General features: G+C 51.1%; 18 protein-coding genes. 13 read left to right on the top strand and 5 right to left on the bottom strand.

The features are described 5' to 3' along the window. The first annotated feature begins 227 nt into the window (after positions 1-227). A complete protein-coding gene (gene mobA / locus DFQ00_RS06715) occupies positions 228-908 on the top strand; it encodes a molybdenum cofactor guanylyltransferase (RefSeq protein WP_110895703.1) in 681 nt (226 codons plus the stop codon). Positions 909-1,314: 406 nt separating this feature from the next. On the opposite strand, the gene DFQ00_RS06710 is transcribed toward mobA, so the two are convergent. Further along, positions 1,315-2,820: an aminotransferase-like domain-containing protein gene (locus DFQ00_RS06710; RefSeq protein ID WP_110895702.1), complete on the bottom strand. Its 1,506-nt coding sequence runs from the start codon at positions 2,818-2,820 to the stop codon at positions 1,315-1,317. Positions 2,821-2,955: 135 nt separating this feature from the next. Between DFQ00_RS06710 and DFQ00_RS06705 the strand changes: the two genes are divergently transcribed. Further along, positions 2,956-3,564 (top strand): LysE/ArgO family amino acid transporter, encoded by a 609-nt coding sequence (locus tag DFQ00_RS06705; protein WP_110895701.1) that lies wholly within the window; start codon positions 2,956-2,958, stop codon positions 3,562-3,564. 89 nt (positions 3,565-3,653) lie between these two features. On the opposite strand, the gene DFQ00_RS06700 is transcribed toward DFQ00_RS06705, so the two are convergent. The 3 genes from DFQ00_RS06700 to DFQ00_RS06690 all read right to left on the bottom strand — a co-directional run bounded on the left by DFQ00_RS06700 (position 3,654) and on the right by DFQ00_RS06690 (position 8,111). Continuing rightward, positions 3,654-4,490 carry a methyl-accepting chemotaxis protein gene (locus DFQ00_RS06700; protein ID WP_110895700.1) on the bottom strand — a complete coding sequence of 279 codons (837 nt, stop codon included), beginning with the start codon at positions 4,488-4,490 and terminating at the stop codon, positions 3,654-3,656. A 271-nt stretch (positions 4,491-4,761) separates the two neighbouring features. Beyond that, positions 4,762-5,763, bottom strand: coding sequence for a GTP 3',8-cyclase MoaA (gene moaA, locus DFQ00_RS06695; RefSeq protein ID WP_110895699.1), 1,002 nt, complete (start codon positions 5,761-5,763; stop codon positions 4,762-4,764). A gap of 134 nt (positions 5,764-5,897) precedes the next feature. Next, positions 5,898-8,111, bottom strand: a complete 2,214-nt coding sequence (locus DFQ00_RS06690; RefSeq protein ID WP_341866250.1) for a methyl-accepting chemotaxis protein — start codon at positions 8,109-8,111, stop codon at positions 5,898-5,900. Positions 8,112-8,599: 488 nt separating this feature from the next. On the opposite strand from DFQ00_RS06690, the gene DFQ00_RS06685 reads away from it, so the two are divergent. The 11 genes from DFQ00_RS06685 to DFQ00_RS06635 all read left to right on the top strand — a co-directional run bounded on the left by DFQ00_RS06685 (position 8,600) and on the right by DFQ00_RS06635 (position 20,868). Then, a complete protein-coding gene (locus DFQ00_RS06685) occupies positions 8,600-9,442 on the top strand; it encodes an ABC transporter ATP-binding protein (RefSeq protein ID WP_110895697.1) in 843 nt (280 codons plus the stop codon). Next, positions 9,414-10,235, top strand: a complete 822-nt coding sequence (locus DFQ00_RS06680) for an ABC transporter permease (protein ID WP_244213712.1) — start codon at positions 9,414-9,416, stop codon at positions 10,233-10,235. Before DFQ00_RS06685 ends, DFQ00_RS06680 begins: the two co-directional genes overlap by 29 nt. Next, positions 10,232-11,179, top strand: coding sequence for an ABC transporter permease (locus DFQ00_RS06675; RefSeq protein ID WP_244213711.1), 948 nt, complete (start codon positions 10,232-10,234; stop codon positions 11,177-11,179). Before DFQ00_RS06680 ends, DFQ00_RS06675 begins: the two co-directional genes overlap by 4 nt. A gap of 122 nt (positions 11,180-11,301) precedes the next feature. Beyond that, the gene (locus DFQ00_RS06670; protein ID WP_110895695.1) at positions 11,302-12,360 is read left to right on the top strand and encodes an ABC transporter substrate-binding protein; all 1,059 of its coding nucleotides are present in this window, start codon (positions 11,302-11,304) and stop codon (positions 12,358-12,360) included. Between the two features lie 70 nt (positions 12,361-12,430). After that, entirely contained in the window at positions 12,431-13,810 is a 1,380-nt protein-coding gene (locus tag DFQ00_RS06665) for an aspartate aminotransferase family protein (protein WP_110895694.1), read from the top strand. Positions 13,811-13,875: 65 nt separating this feature from the next. Continuing rightward, positions 13,876-15,156 (top strand): M20 family metallo-hydrolase, encoded by a 1,281-nt coding sequence (locus DFQ00_RS06660; protein ID WP_110895693.1) that lies wholly within the window; start codon positions 13,876-13,878, stop codon positions 15,154-15,156. Between the two features lie 59 nt (positions 15,157-15,215). After that, positions 15,216-16,097, top strand: a complete 882-nt coding sequence (locus tag DFQ00_RS06655; protein WP_110895692.1) for a nitrilase-related carbon-nitrogen hydrolase — start codon at positions 15,216-15,218, stop codon at positions 16,095-16,097. Between the two features lie 161 nt (positions 16,098-16,258). Beyond that, positions 16,259-17,626: an NAD(P)-dependent oxidoreductase gene (locus DFQ00_RS06650; protein ID WP_110895691.1), complete on the top strand. Its 1,368-nt coding sequence runs from the start codon at positions 16,259-16,261 to the stop codon at positions 17,624-17,626. A gap of 268 nt (positions 17,627-17,894) precedes the next feature. Next, positions 17,895-19,190: an NAD-dependent dihydropyrimidine dehydrogenase subunit PreA gene (preA, locus tag DFQ00_RS06645; RefSeq protein ID WP_110895690.1), complete on the top strand. Its 1,296-nt coding sequence runs from the start codon at positions 17,895-17,897 to the stop codon at positions 19,188-19,190. A gap of 2 nt (positions 19,191-19,192) precedes the next feature. Then, on the top strand, positions 19,193-20,641 hold the full coding sequence (gene hydA / locus DFQ00_RS06640) for a dihydropyrimidinase (RefSeq protein ID WP_110895881.1): 1,449 nt from the start codon (positions 19,193-19,195) through the stop codon (positions 20,639-20,641). Continuing rightward, on the top strand, positions 20,641-20,868 hold the full coding sequence (locus DFQ00_RS06635; RefSeq protein ID WP_110895689.1) for a hypothetical protein: 228 nt from the start codon (positions 20,641-20,643) through the stop codon (positions 20,866-20,868). Before hydA ends, DFQ00_RS06635 begins: the two co-directional genes overlap by 1 nt. Before the next feature lie 85 nt (positions 20,869-20,953). On the opposite strand, the gene DFQ00_RS06630 is transcribed toward DFQ00_RS06635, so the two are convergent. Beyond that, positions 20,954-22,681 (bottom strand): PucR family transcriptional regulator, encoded by a 1,728-nt coding sequence (locus tag DFQ00_RS06630; RefSeq protein ID WP_110895688.1) that lies wholly within the window; start codon positions 22,679-22,681, stop codon positions 20,954-20,956. Positions 22,682-22,751 lie beyond the last annotated feature (70 nt).

Here is a 22,751-nt window from a genome sequence, read left to right as displayed (position 1 = left end):
AAGGGGATTCAACGTTATAGAATATAGACATTATCGGATGATTCACCGAAACGAAGCTCAACTCGGCCTATGTGCAGGTGTAACAGATTCATGTGTGGCTTGTAATGGAAAATGATGATCAAAGCGATAACTTAAATGTCGGGTATGACTCATATGCTATTCATAGCTTGACGCATTGTCAGAGTCATAGTCCTTAGTCCTGCAGGAAAGAGGTGTTCCCGTTAACTATGATTCATGAAAAGGAACAGTGGACAGGCATGATATTGGCAGGAGGTCAATCCAGCCGAATGGGTAGCCATAAAGCACTGCTAGAGCTGAACGGTTCCACTGTGCTGACACATATTGTAGAGGTGATCAGACCAGCTGTTTCCCGCATCGTCGTGGCATCCGGTCCCAACGAAGCCATGTACCGAGCCGCGGATAGTGCCATGGACCATGAGGGTTTGGAATTTGTACAGGATCATTATTCTGGGAAAGGTCCTCTTGCGGGACTTCATGCCGCGTTAACTGCTTCCAAAACAGCGTGGAATCTGGTCAGTGCCTGTGATATGCCGCTCCTGCAAACCTCTTTTTTCAACGGTATGAAGAGGCTTGCAGCCCAATATCCAGCCAGCAATGCTATTATTCCGCGTGTAGAGGGCCGTATTCATCCGCTTGCCGGGGCATATCACAGAAGGATACTCCCTGAACTGGAGCAGCATGTGATTCATGACCAACTGCGTGTTACCCGCTGGCTGGAAGAGATCGGCTGCCAGTATGTTGGAACCGATGAACTGCAGCAAGCCGGTGTTCAGCAGTCTGCTCTGCAACTGAGCAATATGAACACCCTGGAGCAATGGCATCATATACGTCTTCGTTTGCAGGATTCAGGTGGCTTGTCCTCAGCGTGGAGAGACACTCGTTCATGATTGTTCTCGAGTGTCTCATCAGGCATCGTCCACCCGTAAGCAGCCTCTTGGCTTCGCTCACTATACAAGCTGATCTTGCAATCAATGATTGGGAGCTAATGTGTCAAGGTGCCAGTGTGCCAGTCTATGGTGCGGCATCTCTCGACGCTGTGAACGGATATCCATGACATTCACCTCGTAAAAGGTTGAAAAATACTCGCCTTGTGCCATCGGCACTAATGCACTTCATTATAATCAGTTTAACGTGGACTTCCTAATAAGGAGACGATGATGGCGTTAGCATATGAAGCCGTACATAGATAGATCTGAACTGAAACTAATGTAAACGCTACCATTAAGGGTGGGAATGTGTCAACTTAACTATTTACACGAAGAAGACATATTATAGACGAATTAGTATTGAAGTTCACAGCAGTTTACGAGCCGCGTGCGCAAGGCAGATTAATCCGCGTTCCATCTCATCGAAGGAAGCATAGGCGTAAGAGAGTCGGATATGCTTTGTATCCAGCCGATCATACAGGTAACCGGGGTGAATCAGCACATCTTCATCCAGACAGGCATGGAATAAGCGGCGCATGGACAACGGTTCAACGGAGAAACGCAGCCAGATGTAGAAGCCGCCTTCCGGTGATGTCCATTCGGCAATATCATGGAAGTGCTGCTGCAATAAGGCGAGCATGAACGCTTTGCGTTTCCGTAGTTCAGGTCGAAGCCATGTCATGTGGCTTGCGTGATGACCGTCAGCAAACCATGCTGCAGCTGCCTCCTGGGCAAGTGAACTGGTGCCGTAATCCGTCTGCATCTTGATATCGGCAAGCCGCCGAATGACGGGCACAGGACCAACAAGCCAGCCAAGACGAAGACCCGGGCTGACTGCTTTGGAGAGCGTGCCCATATGCAGCACCCGGCCCTCCAGGTCGTGTGCTTTGAGTGAGGGCGGGGGAGGCTGTTCCAGCCACAGCTCTTGATAAGCAGCATCCTCCAGAATGGAGATGCCGGAGCTACGGGCGAGCGACAGCAATTGTTCCCGGCGTTCTCTGCTCATTACACCACCTGTAGGGTTATGGAAGCTCGGGATCGTGTACAACAGTGGCAAAGATTCGTCGCCGTTCTCACTGCTTACCCTTTTCGCGATCTGGATGGCACGATCCAGATGCCCGAGATCAAGTCCCTCTTCATCCAGGGGAATACCGTTCAGTTTCAAACCGGCGGATTGAAAGGCATGAATGGAATAGAGATACGAGGGCTTCTCCAGCAGCACAGCCGAACCACGCGGCAGGAGCCCCACCGAGATCAGATGCAGTGCCTGCAGGGAGCCGGATACAATCAGGATGGAATCTGGGGAAGCCTGAATGCCACTGGTTTGCAAGTGCAGGGACAGGGCCTTGCGAAGCTCCAGACTGCCCTGAGGTTCAATATAATTAAGGGTCCGAGTACGGCAGGACAAGGTCTGAAGGATGTCGTTGAACGCTGCATTGGGCATCAGCTCAGGTGCAAGCTCGCCTGTACCCAGCCGAATAATGCCTGGGCGGAATTCGGCCTGATTGATCTGCTGAATCTCGGGCAGATTCGGATAATACGAGCCCTCCTGTGCAGCTTCGCTCCAATTGGGCAGTGATGCATGAGCCAGGCTGTGCCAGCTCGAACCGGTGACATAGGTTCCGCCTCCGTGGCGGCCTTCAATCATACCTGACGCAGCAAGGTTGTCCAGAGCGGTCACCAGTGTGCTTCGATTCACTCCCATCGCTGCTGCCAGTGCTCGCTGAGAGGGGAGGCGGTAACCGGCAGACCATTCACCTGTGGTGATCTTCTGACGAATATAGGCTTCAATCTGACGATACATAGGCAGATCAAGGGCGGGATTTGGCTTCCAACGGATGCCGGAAGATTGATCAATAGGGTTGCGTCCCATCAGGAAGCTTCACCTCCGATATCTTATGTATCGTTCACTATATCATTTGGTTGGGTACTTTACCATCCAAGTGGCTGGTTACACGCGCTTAAGCCTCATTTACTCTGAAGACACAGATAAGGGGGATGAGGAAGAATGGGAGTCATGATTCATGCCGTGGTGCTGGCCTTTGGCCTGATTCTGCCGCTGGGTGTCCAGAATGTATTTATTTTTAATCAGGGGTTGAGTCAAAAGAAATACCTGCATGCAATGCCAGCTGTCGTTACAGCAAGCATTAGTGATACAGTGCTGATTGGAGCAGCTGTGGGGGGCTTGTCCCTCATTTTAGTACAATGGCCCCTGCTGACCAATGCTTTATACGGGGCAGGCAGTCTGTTTTTACTCTTTATGGCTTGGGGACTGTGGAGGTCATCTGCTTCCAAGGAGGAGGCCCCGAAGGCCATGTCTGCATTACGTCAAATTACATTTGCTGCTTCGGTTTCCCTGCTCAACCCTCATGCGTTGCTGGATACAGTAGCAGTGATTGGCACCAGTTCACTTCAGTATAGAGGGGTGGAGCGTGTCAGTTTTGCGCTAACTACAGCAGTTGTATCCTGGGTGTGGTTTCTGGGACTGGCAGGAGCGGGCAGGCTGGTTCGAAGCAAGGATCACACTGGACGGGTTCGGCATGCACTGAGTCGTTTATCCGCACTGATTATGGTTGGAATCGCGGTGATGATGTGCTGGAAGCTCTTTGCTTCATAGACGGACCGACGGGGTGGAGGGAGAGGGGGAATGCTTCGTAACTAAAAAAGACTCCCCGGATCTATTCACGGGAAGTTTGACGTATTATTTTATTCTACTCTCAGCAGCATGGATTCGATGAACAATTTGAGATCGCGGCTCACGCTGTTCAGATTATCAATGATTTCACTGAATTCGGTCACCACTTCAGCCTGCTGATTGCTGGACTGGGCAATGGATGTAATCTCCTGCTCCATCTGCTGAATGGAAGTCTGCACATCCTTGAGAGAGCGTTCAATGTTAACTGTGGCTTCTTTGGTTCCGGTAGAAAGCTTACGTACCTCGGATGCAACGACACCGAATCCTGCACCTGCCTCACCAGCTCTTGCAGCTTCAATCGCTGCGTTGAGACCGAGCAGATTGGTTTGTTCTGAGATCTCGCGAATAAATACGGCGACTTTGTTAACCTCACCAGAGTTTTTCACAGCCAGACGGGTATTGTCGAGAATTTGTGTGGAGGATGCGGTTAATTGCTCTGCCTGCGCAGCTACAGTCTGTACCCTATCTGTCAGTCTGCCGCTGATGTCCGTAATTAGCTTAGTGAAGTATTCCAGCTTTTCTTCGTTGTGAAGTGAAAAACCTATAGCAAGCACCCCTGCAATGTTTCTTTCATCGTCGTAAAGCGGAGTTGCAGCCGTAATGATGGCCGTTCCATATAGACTGGCGTCAATGCGATTAGCTGAAGTCTCACCCTTCATTAGTGCACGACGTAGTGTAGGATCTTCAGGGGAGATGGGATCTCCAGCTTTGAGGCCAAGATCAAGACTGTTGCTGGGAGAGTAATACCAGATTTTCTCGGTATCGGTTACGGCAATCATGATGTCGTGTTCCTTTAACATGATTTTAAAATAAGGACTTGCTGCAACGAGTGCTTCTACTATGTTCAATAAGGTCAGCTCCTATAGTTTAGATAGATATCATATGTGGGTATACTATACATCGTCAGATGTACAGGCAAATTTTAGACCTCGTAAGAGCATATGTCTATAATATTTTTGCAACTTTTGAAGCCGTGAAAAGCGAACTGTATTTGATTTTTAATACATTTTAAAACAACAGTATAAAAAAACAGACGGGAACATGATATTCTCGTCTGCTAACTCACCGTAACGCCAGATAATATTTTTTCCGTTCCAATACCGCGTACAATTCTCCCTGTCATCCACCGATTTGCGACATGCGCCGTACGGTCGGGGTATGTGACTGCATTTTTTTCTCCAGTGCCAGTGCCATTTCATGATTCTTCGGTTTGGTCCCGAGTGCTTTCAGAAACAGAGCGGCCATTGCGTCCGGGTCATTCACATAACGGCGAACGTTATACTCGTCTGACCAATACAGGCAGGCTTTGATATGTCCATCTGCAGTAAGGCGCAGCCGGTTGCAATTGTCACAGAAATGATCACTTACCGGGTGGATCAGGCCAAACGTACCTTGGGAGCCCTTGATTTTCATGTTTCGAGATGGGCCGTTCCCGGCAGGACCCTCGGTGTTCTCCACCGTCCAGCCGGCTTCTGCACACACATCGGTTACGGCCTCCAGCGGCAGATACGATTTGCGCCAGGAATCGGAAGCTTGCCCAATCGGCATGTATTCAATAAATCGCACATGCAACGGCTGATCCATCGTCATGGCGATGAAATCCTTGATCTCGTCATCATTAATGCCCTTCATAAGCACCACATTCAGCTTGATCGGCGCAAGTCCGACAGCCGTGGCCGCTTCAATCCCTTTCAGCACCCTGTTCACATCTCCACCACGTGTAATCATGGAGAAGCGGTCGGCATGCAGCGAGTCGAGACTGATATTGATACGGTTCAAGCCAGCATCCTTCAACGCTTGTGCCTGTTTGTCCAGCAGCAGCGCATTGGTGGTAAGAGCGATGTCTTCAATGCCGTCGATTGCAGAGATCATGCCCACCAGTTTGTGCAGGTCTTTCCGTACCAGCGGCTCCCCGCCAGTAAGCCGAACCTTGCGCATGCCCATGGGGGCGAGCACTTTAAGCACTTCCGCAATCTCTTCATAACTCATAATTTCATCATGTGGAGCAAACTCCATGCCTTCCGCGGGCATGCAGTAAACGCAACGCAGATTGCAGCGGTCCGTAACGGAAATACGGATGTAGTCATGTATTCGGCCAAATGAATCCTGAAGCAGTTCCATGCAGACCACCCTTTCAACGGTTCAGATTGGATATCTTCTATAATAAATGATACGACAATTACGAAAGCAACAGTTGCATCAAATTTTAGCTATTTCTCCAATCCACGTCAATGATGACGTCCGCTGATAGCAATTCAGGCAGTTTGGTTCAGCTGGAACTGTCCCACAACTTGCTGCAGGAAGAGGGTGATCGCCTCCACATCGTGGGAGGACTGCTGCACTTTCATCATATCCCGAATCAAAGCCATCATCTCGGCTTCAACCTCGGCGGAGGTAGCCCGATTCTGGTGACTGATCGCAGCAATATTCTCCATCAGAAAGACGACCTGATCCACCACTTGTGTACGTTCTGCTTCTTCAGCTGTCGCTTTCTGTAGAAGCTCGGAGGCTGCCTGAACGAGACTGGTGCCTTCCGCAAGCACTTGATCCCCCTCGGTAATTTGCTTGGAAGCTGCGCTAGCCGCTACCGAGATCCGATCCAGAATGTGATGAATATCCTCCGTAGAGGAGCGGGATACGTCAGCAAGCTTACGAATCTCTTCAGCGACGACAGAGAAGCCGCGGCCATGCTCTCCGACGCGTGCGGCCTCAATTGTTGCATTGAGTGCAAGCAGATTCGTCTGAGCAGATATTTCATCAATGACCGCCAAAGCGCGATAGATCTCCTTCATGGTGCCGAGGAAGGACAGAATTGTCTGGTTTGTATCGGATACTGCGCCGGAGATTTGCACCATTTTGTCACCGATGCGATCCACCTCCTGTCTGGCTACGCCGATCTGTTCGTTCGCCGACATCTCCAGCTGCTGCAGCGTCAAACGCATATGGTCTGCGGCTTGCTTCGCTTGATCCAGATCCTGCAATTGGGTACGGATGGCTTGAATCATGGAACCGAGCTTGAGATTGACACGGTCTGTAGTCACCTGCGTTGTCTCTGTGGAAGCGCGCATGAGATGCTGATTATCCATGACATCCTCTGTAGCCCGCTGGACTTTGAGCATGATGCTTTCAAGCGAATCAATCATGTTATTAATCCATTTGGCCAGCTCGCCAGATTCGTCCTGGGCAAAAGAATTCGTATCCAGACGCTGGGTCAGATCCCCCTTGCCTTCCGCATTGATGCGAATGAATTGACTTAGGCGCCGCAGGTCTGCGTGCACGCGGTTGTATTGTTTGCGATGCAGCTGCATCGCACCTAAAGATCCAAAGACAACATTAAAGATGGCGATTGCAGCGGCACTCCATCCACTGCCTGTCAGAGCAAAAATTAAGGCAGCTGCAAGTATGGCCGAGAGCAGAATATAGATGCCTTGTTGTTTCGATTGGCGCCATCCGATACTGCGTATGCGATACACTTCCTCCAGATCTCCCTCGCACATCATACCCCAGCGATCCGGGCAGTGAGGGAGCTGAAAGGTAATGCCTTTACCTATGACGGCAATGTGGCGATAATCCGAATAACCGGGATAGGCTACAAACAGATTGGAGCCATTCTGAATCGTTTTCGATACACCGGGATGTAATTGTCCTGTGGAGGGATCAGTGAACATCAGTTCAAGCTCTGTATGCGCCTGCACTGAGACGATGCCCCAGTCAGTTGTTACGCCGTCCTTTAGATTCTCTCCATGGGTAAACGTTCGATCCTCGAAGCGGCTTCGTGACAACGCAGTTCCTGGTTGCAACTCAGGCCTTAGTACGGATTCGGCCATAAACACATAGTTGTCACCCGAGTCTGGATAGATATGTCCCGATTCACGCTGGATGAGATCACCGAGCACATCACCGGGAATACGGCTGCATAAAGCGCCCACATATTTACCTTGATGCACGATAGGCGCAATAAACATCAGGGTAATGGCATCATGGAACGTAGATGAGCGTGCCCCAATCTCCAGCGTAAGCGGGTCAGCATAAGGGCCATACAAGCATTTTTGGCCGGGTGTACCTGTTAATACATAGTTTAATCCACGTTCAAAAGAGGTGTTTTCATGTGTAGTGTAACGTTGTCCGATATGTTTCTGATATGTAGAAAATATGACTTGATGCTGCTCGTCCAGCATAAACAATTCAGTGCTATCCTGTGATCGGGCATAGCTTGCCTTAAACAACGTTCTCAGCTTCTCTGCCTGTGGCGTTCCAGGCTTCACGTCTCGGGGACTGATCGACTCGATCTGATGCAGCAAGCGTTCCAGATGGTTCCACTGATCATTCGCCCAATCCATCATTACCTGTCTTCTGGTTTCGGCAATCCCTTCAAAAATCTGCTCCACATCATGTGTACGGTGTGCATTCAACCGATAAGACCACCACAGCGGCAATCCTTTTTTCCATCCCAGCCAATCAAACATCATGACCACCCCGATATCTGGATTTGAAAGCTTTTGAACAGCTTTGTTTTCAATGATTTCAAGCTGATTTGAGACTTGGTATTAAAGTAGTACTGATGCTTGCCTGCGATCTATTCTCTGTCTATATCCAACGTTATACATGAAATCACATGTGATTACGAGAGGGTATGTCAAATTTTCCGAATATTTGATCAATTAATACAAATGAATATACGCAGATTACAGAGGAGGATGTACGGGGGGATGCTTGATATATGGAAGTTATCTGTTACATCACATTACAGTATATGTATAGAAAAATTGCTCGCTACCACTTTCGTTTTACAGTATGTCACATGGATCAGCCTATTTTCCAAACAGTTTGTATAATGTATTTTTCACCCAACACGATATAGTAGTATCTAACAAGCTAAAGCCTGTTACTTTCGTGTAGGTTAATCTGCCACCTGCTCATGATATCTATACTTCTCATACCGCAAAGGAGAATGCCTATGACCTCTCAATCTCCAGCACCGATCCATCAGGCTGTCATTCCCTCCGCAAACAAGCTTATTGATGTGGATCATGTCTCTGTCGTATTCGGCAGCGGTAGTCAGCAAGTGACCGCTCTATCCAGTGTGACGTTCCATGTGGCCTCCAACGAATTTGTCTCTTTATTGGGGCCTTCAGGCTGCGGCAAATCAACGCTGCTGCGTTTAGTGGCCGATCTGCTTCAGCCGACAACGGGCAGTGTTCGGGTTGCAGAACAAGAGCCGAGGCGAGCCCGAATGCAAAGGCAGTTCGGTATCGTTTTTCAAACACCGGCCCTCTTCGATTGGCGTACCATTCGCCGTAATGTAGAACTGCCCCTGGAACTGCTGGGCACCCCGCGGAAGGAGTGCCGCCGCATTAGCGATGAACTGCTGGAGCTGGTCGGGCTGACCCGGTTCGCGGATCATTACCCATGGCAGCTTAGTGGAGGAATGCAGCAGCGCGTGTCCATTGCACGTGCGCTTGCCCTTGATCCGCCGCTTCTGTTGATGGATGAACCCTTCTCTGCCCTTGATGAGTTCACCAAGGAAAAGCTGCAGCTGGAGCTGCTGCAGATCAAACGCTCTACCGGCAAGACCTTCCTCTTCGTTACCCATAGCATCCCCGAAGCGATCTTTTTATCCGATCGCATCATTGTTCTCTCCGCCCATCCGGGCCAAGTGCATTCCATTCATAATGTGCACCTGCCTGCCGAACGACAGAGCGAGTTGAGAGAGACGGAAGCCTTTTATCAGATGATAACCACGATTCGCAACTGTTTTCATGAGGAGCGTGATGCATCCAATGTTCCTGCGTTTGGGTAAACCAGGCTATCGTGTCTGGGTGCTGATCTGGATTATGTCTCTTTTGATCCTTTGGGAAGGCATAGCCTGGGCATTACATTTATTCATGTCTCCTCAGCAGGCTGCTGCCCGCTTGCCGTATCTTCATCAAGTCATGGATGCATCCATCCGTTATTCAGGCACGCTGGCGGAACAGGGCGCAGTAACCTTCGGGAATGCGGCTCTTGGCTTCGCCGGAGGGGCGCTGCTGGGTCTGCTGCTGGCCCTGCTCATGAGTGCCGCTGGCTGGTTAGAGCGCACCCTGTCCCCTTATGTTGTATCTTCGCAGATGGTCCCCGTCATCGGACTGGCGCCGATCGTGTATGGCATTATCCATAATGCTGCCTGGGCGCGTATTCTGATGGCGGCTTACGTTACCTTTTTCCCGATCATTATCCATACGTTAAAAGGTTTAAAGGGTGCCTCCCGTGAACATCTGGAGCTCATGCGGGCGAGTGGTGCCTCACGGACTGCACATTACACCAAATGTTTGATCCCGTCGGCGCTGCCAGGGCTGTTCTCCGGCTTGAAAATTGCAGCACCGCTCGCAGTGACCTCCTCGATCGTAGTGGAGTTGATGGGCGCGCCGGATGGCCTCGGCGTACTGATGGTCAGTTCACTGTACTATGGTCATGCACAAGTTGGTATGTTCTGGGCTACCATCATGCTTAGCATGGGGATTGGCATGATCTCTTATCTTTTTATCAGCCTGATTGAACGCTGGCTTACACCATGGCAGCCTGAATTCAGGTCAACAGGAGGCGGGTCAGCATGAGTGAAGGCTCTGTACTTCCACGAAAAGGTGAGGAGGGAACAGCATCCGGCGCCGGAGTAGCTGCTGAAGCCGCAGCGGGTATGATGCCTCCCGCGAGAATAAAGTCGGTTCAAGCTGCAAATGCGGTTATTCCGATCGACGGTTCCCGGAAGGATACGGAAGGAGATGGCATCAAGCTAAGCGCCCTCTTCCGTACGTTGCTGCCCTGGCTGGCAGGAGCCGCATGTTTGACCTTGTGGCAGTTGAACTTCTTTCACGTCCTGTTGTCACTGGAAGCTTATCAGCTTCCTGTCCCCTCTGCGATTGTCTTGTCCATCCGCGACAATGCAGAGATGCTTCTTCGCTACGCCATCTACAGCGGAACCGAGATGCTGGGCGGTTTTCTTATCGGCTCGCTGCTAGGAGCGCTGGCCGCCACAGGAGCTTCATTTTTCCCGAACAGCGGCAAGGCAGCTGTCACTGTATTGTCTGCGCTCAATGCTATTCCGATTGTGGCTTTGGCCCCGATCATGAACAACTGGTTCGGAGACGGGATCTGGTCCCGGATCGCCGTTGTATCGGTCATTACCATGGCTGCGATGGCGGTCAGCCTGTTCAAAGGACTCACCTCGATCCAGCCGCAATATGATGAACTGCTGCATAGCCTGGCGGCGAGCCAGAAGCAATTCCTTTGGAAGCTCAGACTGCCACATGCACTGCCCTCTCTTTTCGCGGGACTGAAAATTAACATGTCAACCAGTATTATCGGGGCTATTGTCGGCGAGTTTTTTATCGCTTCACAGGGATTGGGTTATTTGCTTTCGGATCAGATTCGACTGGCTAACATGCCCCTGGCCTGGGCTTGTATCGTCATCGCAGCATTGCTCGGCATCGTACTCTATGAGTTGGTTGTGTTCACGGAGAAAAAGCTGCTGCCCTGGAATCAAACGCGTACAGTTGGTTGAGCAGCGATAGAAACAGGAAGAGAACAGAGTGTATAGGATGCCTGTACTATCACAGGACATTTACTTCATCTTTCGCAGTAGCGCCGTCAAAATCCATATATAAGCAGGGGGTCGTTCTGTATATGAACACAACGTTGAAGCCAGGTTTATGGATGCTGCTCTTCTGTATTTTGATGCTCTCGGCATGCTCGGCTTCATCCGAGCCATCGCAGCCCGCTGCTGCAAGCTCGGGTGAGAGCGAGGCAGCTAATCCGTCATTAACCAAAGTGAAAATTCAGCTCAAATGGGTGCCTCAGGCGCAGTTTGCCGGAATCTATGCCGCGAAGGAAAAGGGCTTCTTTGCAGAGGAAGGCATTGATGCGGAGATTATTCCAGGGGGGCCCGATGTTGTCATTGAGCAGCAGGTGGTCAACGGAGCAGCCGATGTGGGCATTACAGGAGTGGATAGTCTGCTGGTCAGCCGTGATAACGGTCTGCCTCTCGTTTCACTTGCCCAGATCTCACAGAAGAGCAGTTACCGGCTGATCGCGAAGAAGTCCACGGGGATTACAAGCCCGGCGCAGATGAAAGGCAAGAAGGTGAGCACTTGGTTCGGTAGTCAGCAATTTCAGGTGCTTGCCTTTATGGAGAAGAATGGGCTTGATCCGAAAAAAGATATCAATCTTGTCAAACAGGGCTTTACAATGGATCAGTTTTTCAATGATCAGGTGGATGTGGCAACGGCCACGATCTATAACGAATATCATGTGGTGCTCGAAAGCGGTATGAAGGAATCTGATCTGGATGTCTTCAATATTGAGGACGCCGGAGTTGGTATGCTGGAGGATACGTTGATTGCCAAGAAGGACTGGGTGGACAGCAATCATGAGATGGCGGTCAAAGTGACCCGTGCGATCCTGAAAGGCTGGAATTATGCCATTGATCATCAGGATGAGACTGTAGACATCGTCATGAGTCATGTGACAGAGGGAAGCACAACCCGTGAACACCAGGTGACGATGCTGGCAGAGATTGCAAAGCTGATTCGCCCGGAGGGCTTTACCGAGAAGCAGGTGGGGAGCTTTGTGCAGGAGTCATTTGCACGAACAGCGGATATCGCTCTGAAATATGGATTGATCAAAAAGGCAGCCAATCTGAATGAGGCATTGGAGAAGAGTGTGTATGAAGAAGCTGTGAAGTAAGCACATCAAAAATGGCTGGTACGATTAAACGCCGCTGCATACTTGTGCCAGATCAGAGAGGAGTAAAGCGATGAGTTCTGTAAATCAGCAGTCCCAGCCCGTGAGCGGTACGAGAGAGGAGTGGCTGGAGAAGGATCGCAAGTACGTGTGGCACCACATCTCGCCGCATAACGATCATCCAATGATTGCTGTTAGCGGAGAGGGGAGCTGGATTACCGATCAGGAGGGGGCACGTTATCTCGATGCAATGTCGGGACTATGGTGTGTCAATGTGGGGCATGGACGTGAGGAAATTGCCAAAAGCGCTTATGAACAGATGAAAACTCTCGCTTATATTCCGATGACACAGAGTCATGAACCTGCAATTTTGCTGGCAGAGAAGCTGAATGACTGGCTCGAAGGGCCGTATCGGATTTTCTTCTCGAACTCCGGCTCGGATGCGAATGAGGTAGCTTTCAAAATAGCCCGTCAGTTTCACCATCAGAATGGTCAGCCTACTCGCCACAAATTCATCTCCCGTCACCGGGCGTATCACGGGAATTCCATGGGAGCGCTTGGCGCGACAGGGCAGGCTGCCCGCAAGATCAAATACGAGCCGCTGGGCGTAGGCTTTTCCCATGTTCCTCCGCCATACTGCTACCGATGTCCGTTTGGCAAAAGCAAGGATAGCTGCGGACTGGAATGTGCAGCCATCTATGAAGAGGTGATCCGCTGGGAAGGGCCGGAGACGGTAGCCGCCGTTATTATGGAGCCGGTTATTACTGGCGGTGGCATGATTGTTCCACCCCCGGATTACATGCGTATCGTGCAGGATATCTGCCAGAGGTATGGCGTGCTGTTCATTGTGGATGAGGTGATCTGCGGCTTTGGACGTTCGGGGCAGAGATTCGGCCATCAGAATTATGGGGTGCAGCCAGATATCGTTACGATGGCCAAGGGCATGACGAGTGCTTATGCACCGCTCTCCGCTACAGCAGTAAGAGCGGACTTATACGACTTGTTCCGGGAATCGGGCGATGACAGTCACTTTCGGCATGTAAACACGTTTGGCGGTAACCCGGTATCTTGCCGAGTGGCGCTGGCAAACCTTGAAATTCTGGAACAGGAGCAGCTGGTTAGCCGGGCAGCGGTGCTGGGCCGCATACTGGGCGAGAAGCTTGAGCCACTGCTTCAACTTCCGTCCGTGGGGGATATCCGTCTCTTCGGATTCGCCTGCGGTATCGAGATGATTGAGCCGGACGGTTCGCCAGCGAAAGCCGAGAGCGTCATGAAGGTGCTGGCTCATTGTAAACAGGCTGGCATATTGGTTGGCAAGAATGGAGATACGGTGCCAGGCTTCGCTAATATTTTGACACTGTCGCCACCGTTTGTGACCACAGAGGAGGAACTCGATCTCATCGCAACCAGCTTATATAATGCCCTTGGCAGTCTGCATGATTATCAGAATTAGACCGCATCAAGTGAGATGAGGATGGCAATATGAAGCGCACAAGGTGATGCAAGGAGGGAAGCAGGATGCAGACAACAACCGACCCGTTTATTAATCAGCTGAGGCTGATGCAGCATATTGAGGAGCTTGCGCAGATTGGCCGGATTGCAGATACGGGTGTATGCAGGCTTGCTCTTACGCCGGAGGACATGGAGGGCGTGAAGCAGGTCAAAGCCTGGATGGAAGGGGCAGGTCTTTCGACTCGAATTGATGCTTTTGGCAATTTAATTGGTCGTCTGGAGGGAAGGCATTCTGACTTGCCGATCCTGATGATCGGTTCACATATCGACTCGCAGCCGTATGGTGGACGTTATGATGGAGCTATTGGTGTATTAGGTGCACTGGAGGCCGTGCAATCTTTGATTGAGCAAGGTATACAACCGTTAATGCCCATTGAAGTCATTGCCTTTTGCGATGAGGAGGGGTCACGGTTCAACAAGGGATTGTTTGGTTCACGCGGCATTACAAATCAGTTGGAGGAAGGGGAGCTCGAACGTCAGGACAAGAGCGGGGTTACTCGTCGTGAGGCGCTGGAAGCCTGCGGCTGTTCGCCAGCTGATTTTGATATTTCTGTATATTCGCCTGGCTCTATCGGGCATTATCTGGAGCTGCATATTGAGCAGGGACCTGTGCTGGAAGCTATGAATGCTCCTGTGGGTCTTGTGACGGGGATCTCCGGGCCGCTCTGGCTCACGGTAACGATGAAGGGTATGGCCGGGCATGCGGGTTCAGTTCCGATGGTGATGCGTCATGATGCCCTTGCAGGCAGTGCTAAAGTAATCGCTGCTTTTGATGATATGGTGCGTGAGGAACCGGAGGCGCCTACGGTTGGTACGGTAGGAAGTTTGAGGGTGTTCCCAGATTCGAGGAATATTATCCCTGAGGAAGTAAGCTTTACGTTGGATTTACGGGATATGGATATGAAGCGTCGCAATCGGCTGCAAGGGCAGCTAATGACTTTGCTGGACGAGATCAGCTCTCGTTATGGTCTGACTTATACCGTCACCGAGGATACCAACAGCGAACCTCGATATTGTGCGGCGTCGATCATGTCTGTCATTCGCTCTGCCGCAGACGAGATTGATCTACCCCTGCCAGAGCTGATGAGCGGCCCGTTCCATGATGCATTGGCACTGTCTTATGTGTGTGATTATGGCATGATTTTCGTCCGAAGCAAGGATGGCATCAGTCATCATCCAAGTGAATTTTCGTCCCCCGAGGATATTGCGCTGGGCACGGAGGTGCTCTATCGGACGATTCGCAGCATGTGCATCAGCGGTATGAGTTCGAATCGGTATCCAGACTAGAATCGGCTATCGAGATGACAGAGCTTCGTTTGTATAACCAGAGGAGGTGTGATGACGTTATGAGTGTAATCCGTATCGGTTTGATTCAAGCTTCCCATGACGTTGAGGGGGCAGCCCCTGTTGAAGTGCATAAGGAGGCGGCGATTCAGAAACACATCAGGCTTGTACGTGAGGCAGCCATGCAAGGGGCACAGATCATCGGCTTGCAAGAAGTTTTTTATGGACCCTACTTTTGCACGGAACAAACATCCAAATGGTACGCATCTGCCGAGCAGGTGCCGGAAGGTCCGACGACCAGACGGTTTCAGGAGCTGGCGAGGGAGCTTGCTGTAGTGCTTATTTTGCCTGTGTATGAGGTGGAGGGAATTGCTTCCTATTATAATACGGCGGCAGTCATTGATGCGGACGGCACGTATCTGGGCAAATACCGCAAGCATCACATTCCACATGTGGAGGCAGGAGAGGGTACAAACGGCTTCTGGGAAAAGTATTATTTCAAACCCGGTAATCTCGGTTATCCGGTATTCCATACGGCCTACGCCAAAGTAGGGGTGTATATCTGTTATGATCGTCATTTTCCGGAAGGGGCACGTCTGCTCGGGTTGGCAGGGGCCGAAATTGTATTTAATCCATCCGCCACAGTCGCAGGCACCTCGGAGTATTTATGGAAGCTGGAACAACCGGCCCATGCGGTAGCCAATGGTTATTACGTAGCGGCAATTAATCGTGTAGGCGTGGAAGGGCCATGGAATATGGGTGAATTTTATGGGCAGTCGTATCTGGTGGACCCGAGGGGACGGATGGTCGCTATAGGCAGCAGGGATCAGGACGAAGTGGTGATTGGCGAGATGGATACGGAGCTGATTCGTGAGGTGCGTAATGTGTGGCAGTTTTACCGGGATCGCAGACCTGAGACGTATGAGCATTTGTTGAGCTTGTAGTGCAGCTGCCTGAAAGTGAATCCGGGTGTGAGTAGTCAAGCTGGAAGCAATGGTGTTATCGGATAGGAGGATGTTGCAGTAGGGGGTATAAGCTTGGCGTGTGTCGGTCGTGTACAGTGGATCGTTGGATCGTCGTTAATCTGCAGGAGGTGTGTACATTGATGAAGCGTTCTGGAGCATCAGGGTCCGATTACGGATGGGAGTCTCGATTTATTGAGATGAAGCCGGCAATGACTGGCAAGGAAGCAATGGAGGAATCCAACCGCTGTTTATATTGTTACGATGCTCCATGTATTAAGGCGTGCCCCACCGATATTAACATTCCTTCTTTTATTAAAAAAATTGCAACCGGGCATCTCAAAGGATCGGCTCGCACGATCATGGATGCCAATCCGATAGGGGCGAGCTGTGCCCGTGTTTGTCCCACGGAGGAGCTGTGTGAAGGAGCTTGTGTCTTAAACGAATCGTCGAAGCCGATTCGCATTGGCGACTTGCAGCGTTATGCCACGGATTGGGCAAGGGAGAGCCATGAGCCTCTTTTCAATGCAGCTCCTGCGAACGGTAGAAGTGTTGCTGTTGTCGGTGCAGGACCTGCGGGGCTCTCGGCAGCGCGTGAACTGGGAAGAGCTGGTTATGAGGTGACCATCTATGAAGCCAAAGCAAAGGGCGGCGGGCTGAATACCTATGGCATCGTATCCTTCCGTTTACCGGAGCAGATCCCGCTGTGGGAAGTGGAACAGGTGGAAGCGCTGGGGGTGCAGATTCGATATGGTGTTCGCATTGGTATCGACATGGCGGCGCCAGAGCTTCTGGAACGGCACGAGGCTGTACTTCTCGCTTGTGGCATGGGTGCGGTGCCGATGCTGGGGATTGAAGGGGAGACGCTGGAAGGTGTGTATGACGCGATTGAGCTTGTGGAATCGACCAAGCAGGGTGTCCCGCCAGCGCTCCATGGCTTGAACGTGGCTGTGATTGGAGCAGGCAATACGGCGGTGGATGCAGCGACCTGTTCTGTACGACTGGGGGCAGAGCGGGTGCAGATGTTATATCGGCGGGGAGTGCAGCAGATGACGGCCTATGCGTTTGAGTATACGTTTGCCAAGCAGGAGGGTGTGGAGTTTCGTTGGTTTACGATGCCACAGCGTATTCTGGGTGACGAAAACGGTCGGGTTCGTGCCGTTGAATGTGTGAGAATGGAGCTTGTAACACCGCCTGGTGGTGGACGTGCAATGCCTGTGGCTGTGGAGGGCTCAACCTTCATCGTTGAATGTGACACCGTCATTCGGGCCATTGGACAGAATCGGTTGTTGCCACTGATCGAAGCATTCGAACTGAAGCACCATGGAGGGGTTGTGGAGGTTGAGGCGCATACGTACCGAACCTCGCATCCCCAAGTGTATGCGGCAGGGGATGTTATTTTTGGTCAGGGCCAAGGAGAGGCTATGGTGGTTTCGGCTGCACAACAGGGTAAGCTGGCCGCTGCTGCAATAATGAAGTCACTGCCGGGTCGCACGGTGGAGAGTGCGTAGTACGTGTGCTGGCACACGCCAACGCAAGTATAGATCGTTGTATGTGGACTTGTTCAGGTCAAGGTGAATGTACAGGTGCAAGAGCATGTGATGTTGTAGCAGCGTTGCTTTGGAATGGTGTGTAATAGCAAACGTAATGCATCCTCTAGACCCACGGTGTCTATTTCAATCACAAGAAGCAACAAAACTACCTAACTCACTCACTTAACTCACTTAATTCACCTAAAATAACCCAACTCACTAAGCTCTTATCCAAGGAGGGATTGATATGGCGGACTTATCAATAAATCTGGCGGGGATTCAGTCGCCTAATCCATTCTGGCTTGCCTCTGCACCACCGACTAATACCGGGTATCAGGTTCAGCGTGCGTTCGAGGCGGGCTGGGGCGGTGCAGTATGGAAGACACTTGGCGAGCCTATTATCAACACCTCCTCTCGCTTTGCGGCAGTTCACTTTGGCGGGCAGCGTGTTGCGGGCTTTAACAACATTGAGCTGATCTCTGACCGTCCGCTGGAAGTGAATCTGCGTGAGATTGCCGAGACGAAGAAACGTTTCCCGGACCGCGCCGTCGTGGCGTCTCTGATGGTCGAACCGAGGAGAGAGAAGTGGCATGAGATTGTCAAAAAGGTGGAGGCTGTCGGGGTTGACGGCCTGGAGCTGAACTTCGGCTGCCCACATGGTATGGCTGAGCGAGGTATGGGGGCTGCCTCAGGTCAGCAGCCTGATCTTGTCGAGCTGCAAACGATGTGGGTCAAAGAAGTAGCTACCACACCGGTCATCGTAAAGCTTACGCCGAATATTACCGATATTACGGCAACAGCCAGGGCGGCTGTGCGTGGTGGTGCAGATGCAATCTCCCTTATTAACACGATCAACTCCCTTGCAGGTGTTGATCTGGATTCATGGAACACCGTGCCGCATGTAGGTGGCAAGGGTGCGCATGGCGGTTACTGCGGACCCGCAGTGAAGCCAATTGCACTGAATATGGTAGCAGAGTGTGCCCGTCATCTCGAGGTTGGAGTACCGATATCCGGCATTGGCGGCATATCCGACTGGCGGGATACCGCAGAATTTTTGCTAATGGGTGCAACAGGGGTACAGGTATGTACGGCGGCCATGCATCATGGCTTCCGCATTGTGGAGGATATGATCGACGGCCTGAACGATTATCTGGATGCAAAGGGACTTCGCAGTGTTGCAGAACTGGTAGGGCAGACCGTGCCCAAATATTCGGATTGGGGCAATCTCGATCTGAACTACAAGGTGGTTGCCCGCATCAATCGTGATATCTGTATCAACTGTAATAAGTGCCATATTGCTTGTGAGGACACATCACATCAGTGTATTGACATGTTAACCGACCCGTCAGGTGCTTATCTGGAGGTGGTGGAAGAGGACTGTGTGGGCTGTAATCTGTGCTCCATTGTCTGTCCGGTGGACGGGGCAATCGAGATGGTTGAACTGGCATCGGATCAGGCACCCGTTACATGGAATGAACGTCAATCGGCGATTGCAGTGCTACAGTCTGTCCGTAATCAATCCACCAAGGAGGCGATTTCATGAGTATGCGTGCACTGATTCGTAATGGAACATTAGTAACGGCAGCGGATACGTTTGAGGCAGACCTTTTAATTGTAGCGGGAAAAATTGCACAGATTGGCATAGGCTTAACGCCGGATGACCAGACAGAAGTCATTGATGCATCGGGCTGTTACGTCATACCTGGCGGTATTGATCCGCATACGCATCTTGATATGCCATTTGGCGGAACAGTCACAGCGGATGATTTTGCAACAGGAACACAAGCGGCTGCGTTTGGGGGAACGACAACCATTATTGATTTTTGTCTGACCCAGAAGGGCCGTTCCTTAACCGAATCCCTGCAGGAATGGCATAACAAGGCTGGAGGCAAGGCGGTCATCGACTACGGGTTCCACCTGATGATTGGTGAGATGAATGATCGGGTGCTGGCGGAACTCCCGCAGATCATTGAAGAGGAGGGTGTGTCGTCCTTCAAGGTATTTATGGCGTACAAAAACCAGTTCCAGGCAGATGACGGAATTCTCTTTCAGACACTGCAAAAAGCGAAAGAGTATGGAGCACTGGTTATGGTGCATGCCGAGAATGGAGATGTCATTGACCTGCTTGTGAAGCAGGCACTCGCTGAAGGGCGAACCGCCCCGATTTACCATGCGCTGACGCGTCCCTCCATGCTGGAGGGAGAAGCGACCGGGCGTGCCGCCCGCCTGGCTGCACTGGCGGATTCGCAACTGTACGTGGTGCACGTCACCTGTGCGGAGGCGGTTGAGCAGATTGCACGAATGCGTGAGCTCGGTTATCAAATCTGGGGAGAGACGTGTCCACAGTATTTGATGCTGGAGCAATCCATCATGGAGCAGCCCGATTTTGAGGGGGCGAAGTATGTCTGGTCTCCTCCATTAAGGGAGAAGGGGCATCAGGAGGCGCTGTGGAATGCTTTGAAAAGTGGGCAGCTGCAAACGATCGGCTCGGACCACTGCTCGTTTAATTTTACAGGGCAGAAGGACCTCGGCAGGCAGGATTTCAGCAAAATTCCCAACGGAGGGCCTATCATCGAGGATCGGCTCAGTATTCTATACTCGGAGGGAGTAGCCAAAGGTCGAATTACGCTGAATCAGTGGGTGGATCTGTGCTCGACCAAGGCAAGCAAATTGTTTGGATTATTTCCGCAAAAAGGAACGCTGGCGGTAGGCACGGATGCGGATATCGTCATTTTTGATCCATCTATAGCAAGAGTCATTTCGGCAGAAACCCATCATATGAACGTGGATTATAACGCGTTTGAAGGCTTGCAGGTGCAGGGCTGCCCGGTAACCGTGCTGTGCCGGGGAGAGTATGTGATACGGAACCGGCAGTTTGTCGGGGCATCCGGGGCAGGGCAGTATGTGAAGCGCAGCAAATATGATGCGGGGGAACCGCTCCCGTCAAGAAAGAAACGTTCTGCTATGGCAGCGTTGAATGGGGGGAGAAGCTGATGTCGGAGCGCGAAGCGTTTGAGGAAGAAAAGCATACAATTGAGCGATTGGTCGCACAGGGGTATCGGATCTATTCGGTTCGGGAACATCTGGAGGGTGCTCATGTTACATGGGAGCACCCTGACCTTCGGGGGGAACATGTGGAGCAGTATGTGGGTACAGCCTCAGGCCGCAAGTGGTTTAGTCATATATTGATTCGTCAGCTTCGGGCGCAACGGGGAGCGTAGTTCAGGACATGTACTGCTCGCTACGTGAGCCTGTCTTGCAGCAGGCTCTGTCACACGCCCCTTTCTGGCGACAAGCCGGGGTTTCTCACAAAAGAGGTCCGTGCATATATTCGTAAGCGTAAAGGGCAAGCTCCATGGCAACGCGCTTCTCCGGCAGGAGATAGTCTGTTCCCAAAAGGGCTTCAATTTTGTCCAGACGGTGGTATAACGTCTGTCTGACGATAAACAGTGCACTGGCAGTCTCTTGTTTGGAGCAGCAAAGGGTCAGGTATTGCTTCAGTGTAAGGAGCAGTTGACCGCCCTTTTCTGAGTCGTATCGGATAAGAGGCCCTAAATATTCGGTAATAAAATCATTTAAATTGCCACTGTGCTTCATACTTGAGATAATCCGATAGCAGTGAAGATTGCTGTAGAAGGGCTGCTGCATTGCACCGATATCCTTCTGAATTCGCAAGGTCTCCTTGGCTGATTCCAGACTCTCCCGCAGACGAGATAAATCGGAACAACTCTGACCGATGCCCAAGAGACTGGAGAAGAGTTGATGAGTTTGCTCCTGCTCATGCTGTCTTAATTGCTGTATGCAGTGCCACAATTTATGCTTGCGTAGTGTTGCTGACTGCGGATCAATGACAATCAGGATAATTTGAAGGTTAAGTACGGTGCTGTAGAGAGCGAAGCCTTCTCGGGCAAATATGGAGCGGGCTACAATATTACGCTGAATCAAAATCTTTTGCAGTCTGAGACTGTCGTTGTGTGCCGGATGACTATCAAATAGAATAACGACAGCCTGGCCTTTGCAGAATCGTGGATCGGCAGCCGCAAGATATTCCTGAATGTCCTTGGTGGAGTGGATTCCGTTTAACCAGTCGATGACCCACATATCCTCCTTGTAACGCCGCTTTTCCTCCATATATTTCATACGCATCCAGTCTTGAGCTATGGCTGCTGCACAGCGCTCCAGAGCTTGAATAACATAAGCTTCAGATGTATGGGTCTGTACAGGGTGCTTAAGGTCCATGTCTTTGGGTTGAGGAGGGAAAAGGACCAGATCAGCGAAGGTATACTCTAATGCCTGAACAGGCATGCTGATGACACTCATTTTATTATGCGGATGCAGGGTGTCGCTGACCCCGGATTGTACTGTAATCGTTCTCGCTACGCTTTCTCCATTATGCTGAATATTGTTTTCCGTATAAACACGTTGTTTGAACCATTGCTGTCTTCGTATCTCCAACTGCTCTGAGGGAACATAAGGTACTGCGGCTGCCTCCCCTTCCAGCGGATATAATGCCACGGCATATCCCGTATTTCGAGACAGGAGCCGTAATAATGGCTGTACCCCATCTCCATTCAATAATAGCTGATGAAAGGAGGTGGTAAGTTGGTCGAGCTCAGCGACCCTACGTTGATGACTGCGGATCAGGGCGAAATGAAGATCCTGTGTAATATCAATATAACGAACTTGATCATGGAACCAGATGAGCGGAAAATCAGCCTCCGCAGCGATCTGCTTTAATCCTTCCAGCTGAGGGCGGGTGTGCTCTCCCAGTTCAATACATAAGCCTGCGGCGCCGCAGGCAATCAATTGATGCAGAAAGGACAAGCCGCGCTGATTGCCTTCGGACCAGCCAATGCCTGTTGTAAGAATCAATTCTCCTCCACTGAGCAAGTCTCCGATCTCCGGTACCTCCATAATATGTACCCAGCGTACATAACGCTCCAGAGCACAATCACTGGCCACATATTCGGCCTTGCGAAACACAGGACGTTTCAGCATATCTCTGATTTGGATATGAAGCGTAGGTTCCTCCACCTTTTCACCGCCCTCCGCCAATGATCATCCGTTTGATGCCATGCAATCATATGCTTGATTCAGGCTGTTG

It is taken from the genome of Paenibacillus barcinonensis (assembly GCF_003217495.1).
Classification (GTDB): Bacteria; Bacillota; Bacilli; order Paenibacillales; family Paenibacillaceae; genus Paenibacillus; species Paenibacillus barcinonensis.
Note: the sequence above shows the minus strand (reverse complement) of the source record. Positions and strands in the feature narration are given on the sequence as shown.

Excerpts from the sequence above, each read along its gene's own strand:
- mobA (WP_110895703.1), top strand. The coding sequence starts at position 228 with ATGATTCATGAAAAGGAACAGTGGACAGGCATGATATTGGCAGGAGGT.
- DFQ00_RS06710 (WP_110895702.1), bottom strand. The coding sequence starts at position 2,820 with ATGGGACGCAACCCTATTGATCAATCTTCCGGCATCCGTTGGAAGCCA.
- DFQ00_RS06705 (WP_110895701.1), top strand. The coding sequence starts at position 2,956 with ATGGGAGTCATGATTCATGCCGTGGTGCTGGCCTTTGGCCTGATTCTG.
- moaA (WP_110895699.1), bottom strand. The coding sequence starts at position 5,763 with ATGGAACTGCTTCAGGATTCATTTGGCCGAATACATGACTACATCCGT.
- DFQ00_RS06690 (WP_341866250.1), bottom strand. The coding sequence starts at position 8,111 with ATGATGTTTGATTGGCTGGGATGGAAAAAAGGATTGCCGCTGTGGTGG.
- DFQ00_RS06685 (WP_110895697.1), top strand. The coding sequence starts at position 8,600 with ATGACCTCTCAATCTCCAGCACCGATCCATCAGGCTGTCATTCCCTCC.
- DFQ00_RS06680 (WP_244213712.1), top strand. The coding sequence starts at position 9,414 with ATGCATCCAATGTTCCTGCGTTTGGGTAAACCAGGCTATCGTGTCTGG.
- DFQ00_RS06675 (WP_244213711.1), top strand. The coding sequence starts at position 10,232 with ATGAGTGAAGGCTCTGTACTTCCACGAAAAGGTGAGGAGGGAACAGCA.
- DFQ00_RS06670 (WP_110895695.1), top strand. The coding sequence starts at position 11,302 with ATGAACACAACGTTGAAGCCAGGTTTATGGATGCTGCTCTTCTGTATT.
- DFQ00_RS06665 (WP_110895694.1), top strand. The coding sequence starts at position 12,431 with ATGAGTTCTGTAAATCAGCAGTCCCAGCCCGTGAGCGGTACGAGAGAG.
- DFQ00_RS06660 (WP_110895693.1), top strand. The coding sequence starts at position 13,876 with ATGCAGACAACAACCGACCCGTTTATTAATCAGCTGAGGCTGATGCAG.
- DFQ00_RS06655 (WP_110895692.1), top strand. The coding sequence starts at position 15,216 with ATGAGTGTAATCCGTATCGGTTTGATTCAAGCTTCCCATGACGTTGAG.
- DFQ00_RS06650 (WP_110895691.1), top strand. The coding sequence starts at position 16,259 with ATGAAGCGTTCTGGAGCATCAGGGTCCGATTACGGATGGGAGTCTCGA.
- preA (WP_110895690.1), top strand. The coding sequence starts at position 17,895 with ATGGCGGACTTATCAATAAATCTGGCGGGGATTCAGTCGCCTAATCCA.
- hydA (WP_110895881.1), top strand. The coding sequence starts at position 19,193 with ATGCGTGCACTGATTCGTAATGGAACATTAGTAACGGCAGCGGATACG.
- DFQ00_RS06635 (WP_110895689.1), top strand. The coding sequence starts at position 20,641 with ATGTCGGAGCGCGAAGCGTTTGAGGAAGAAAAGCATACAATTGAGCGA.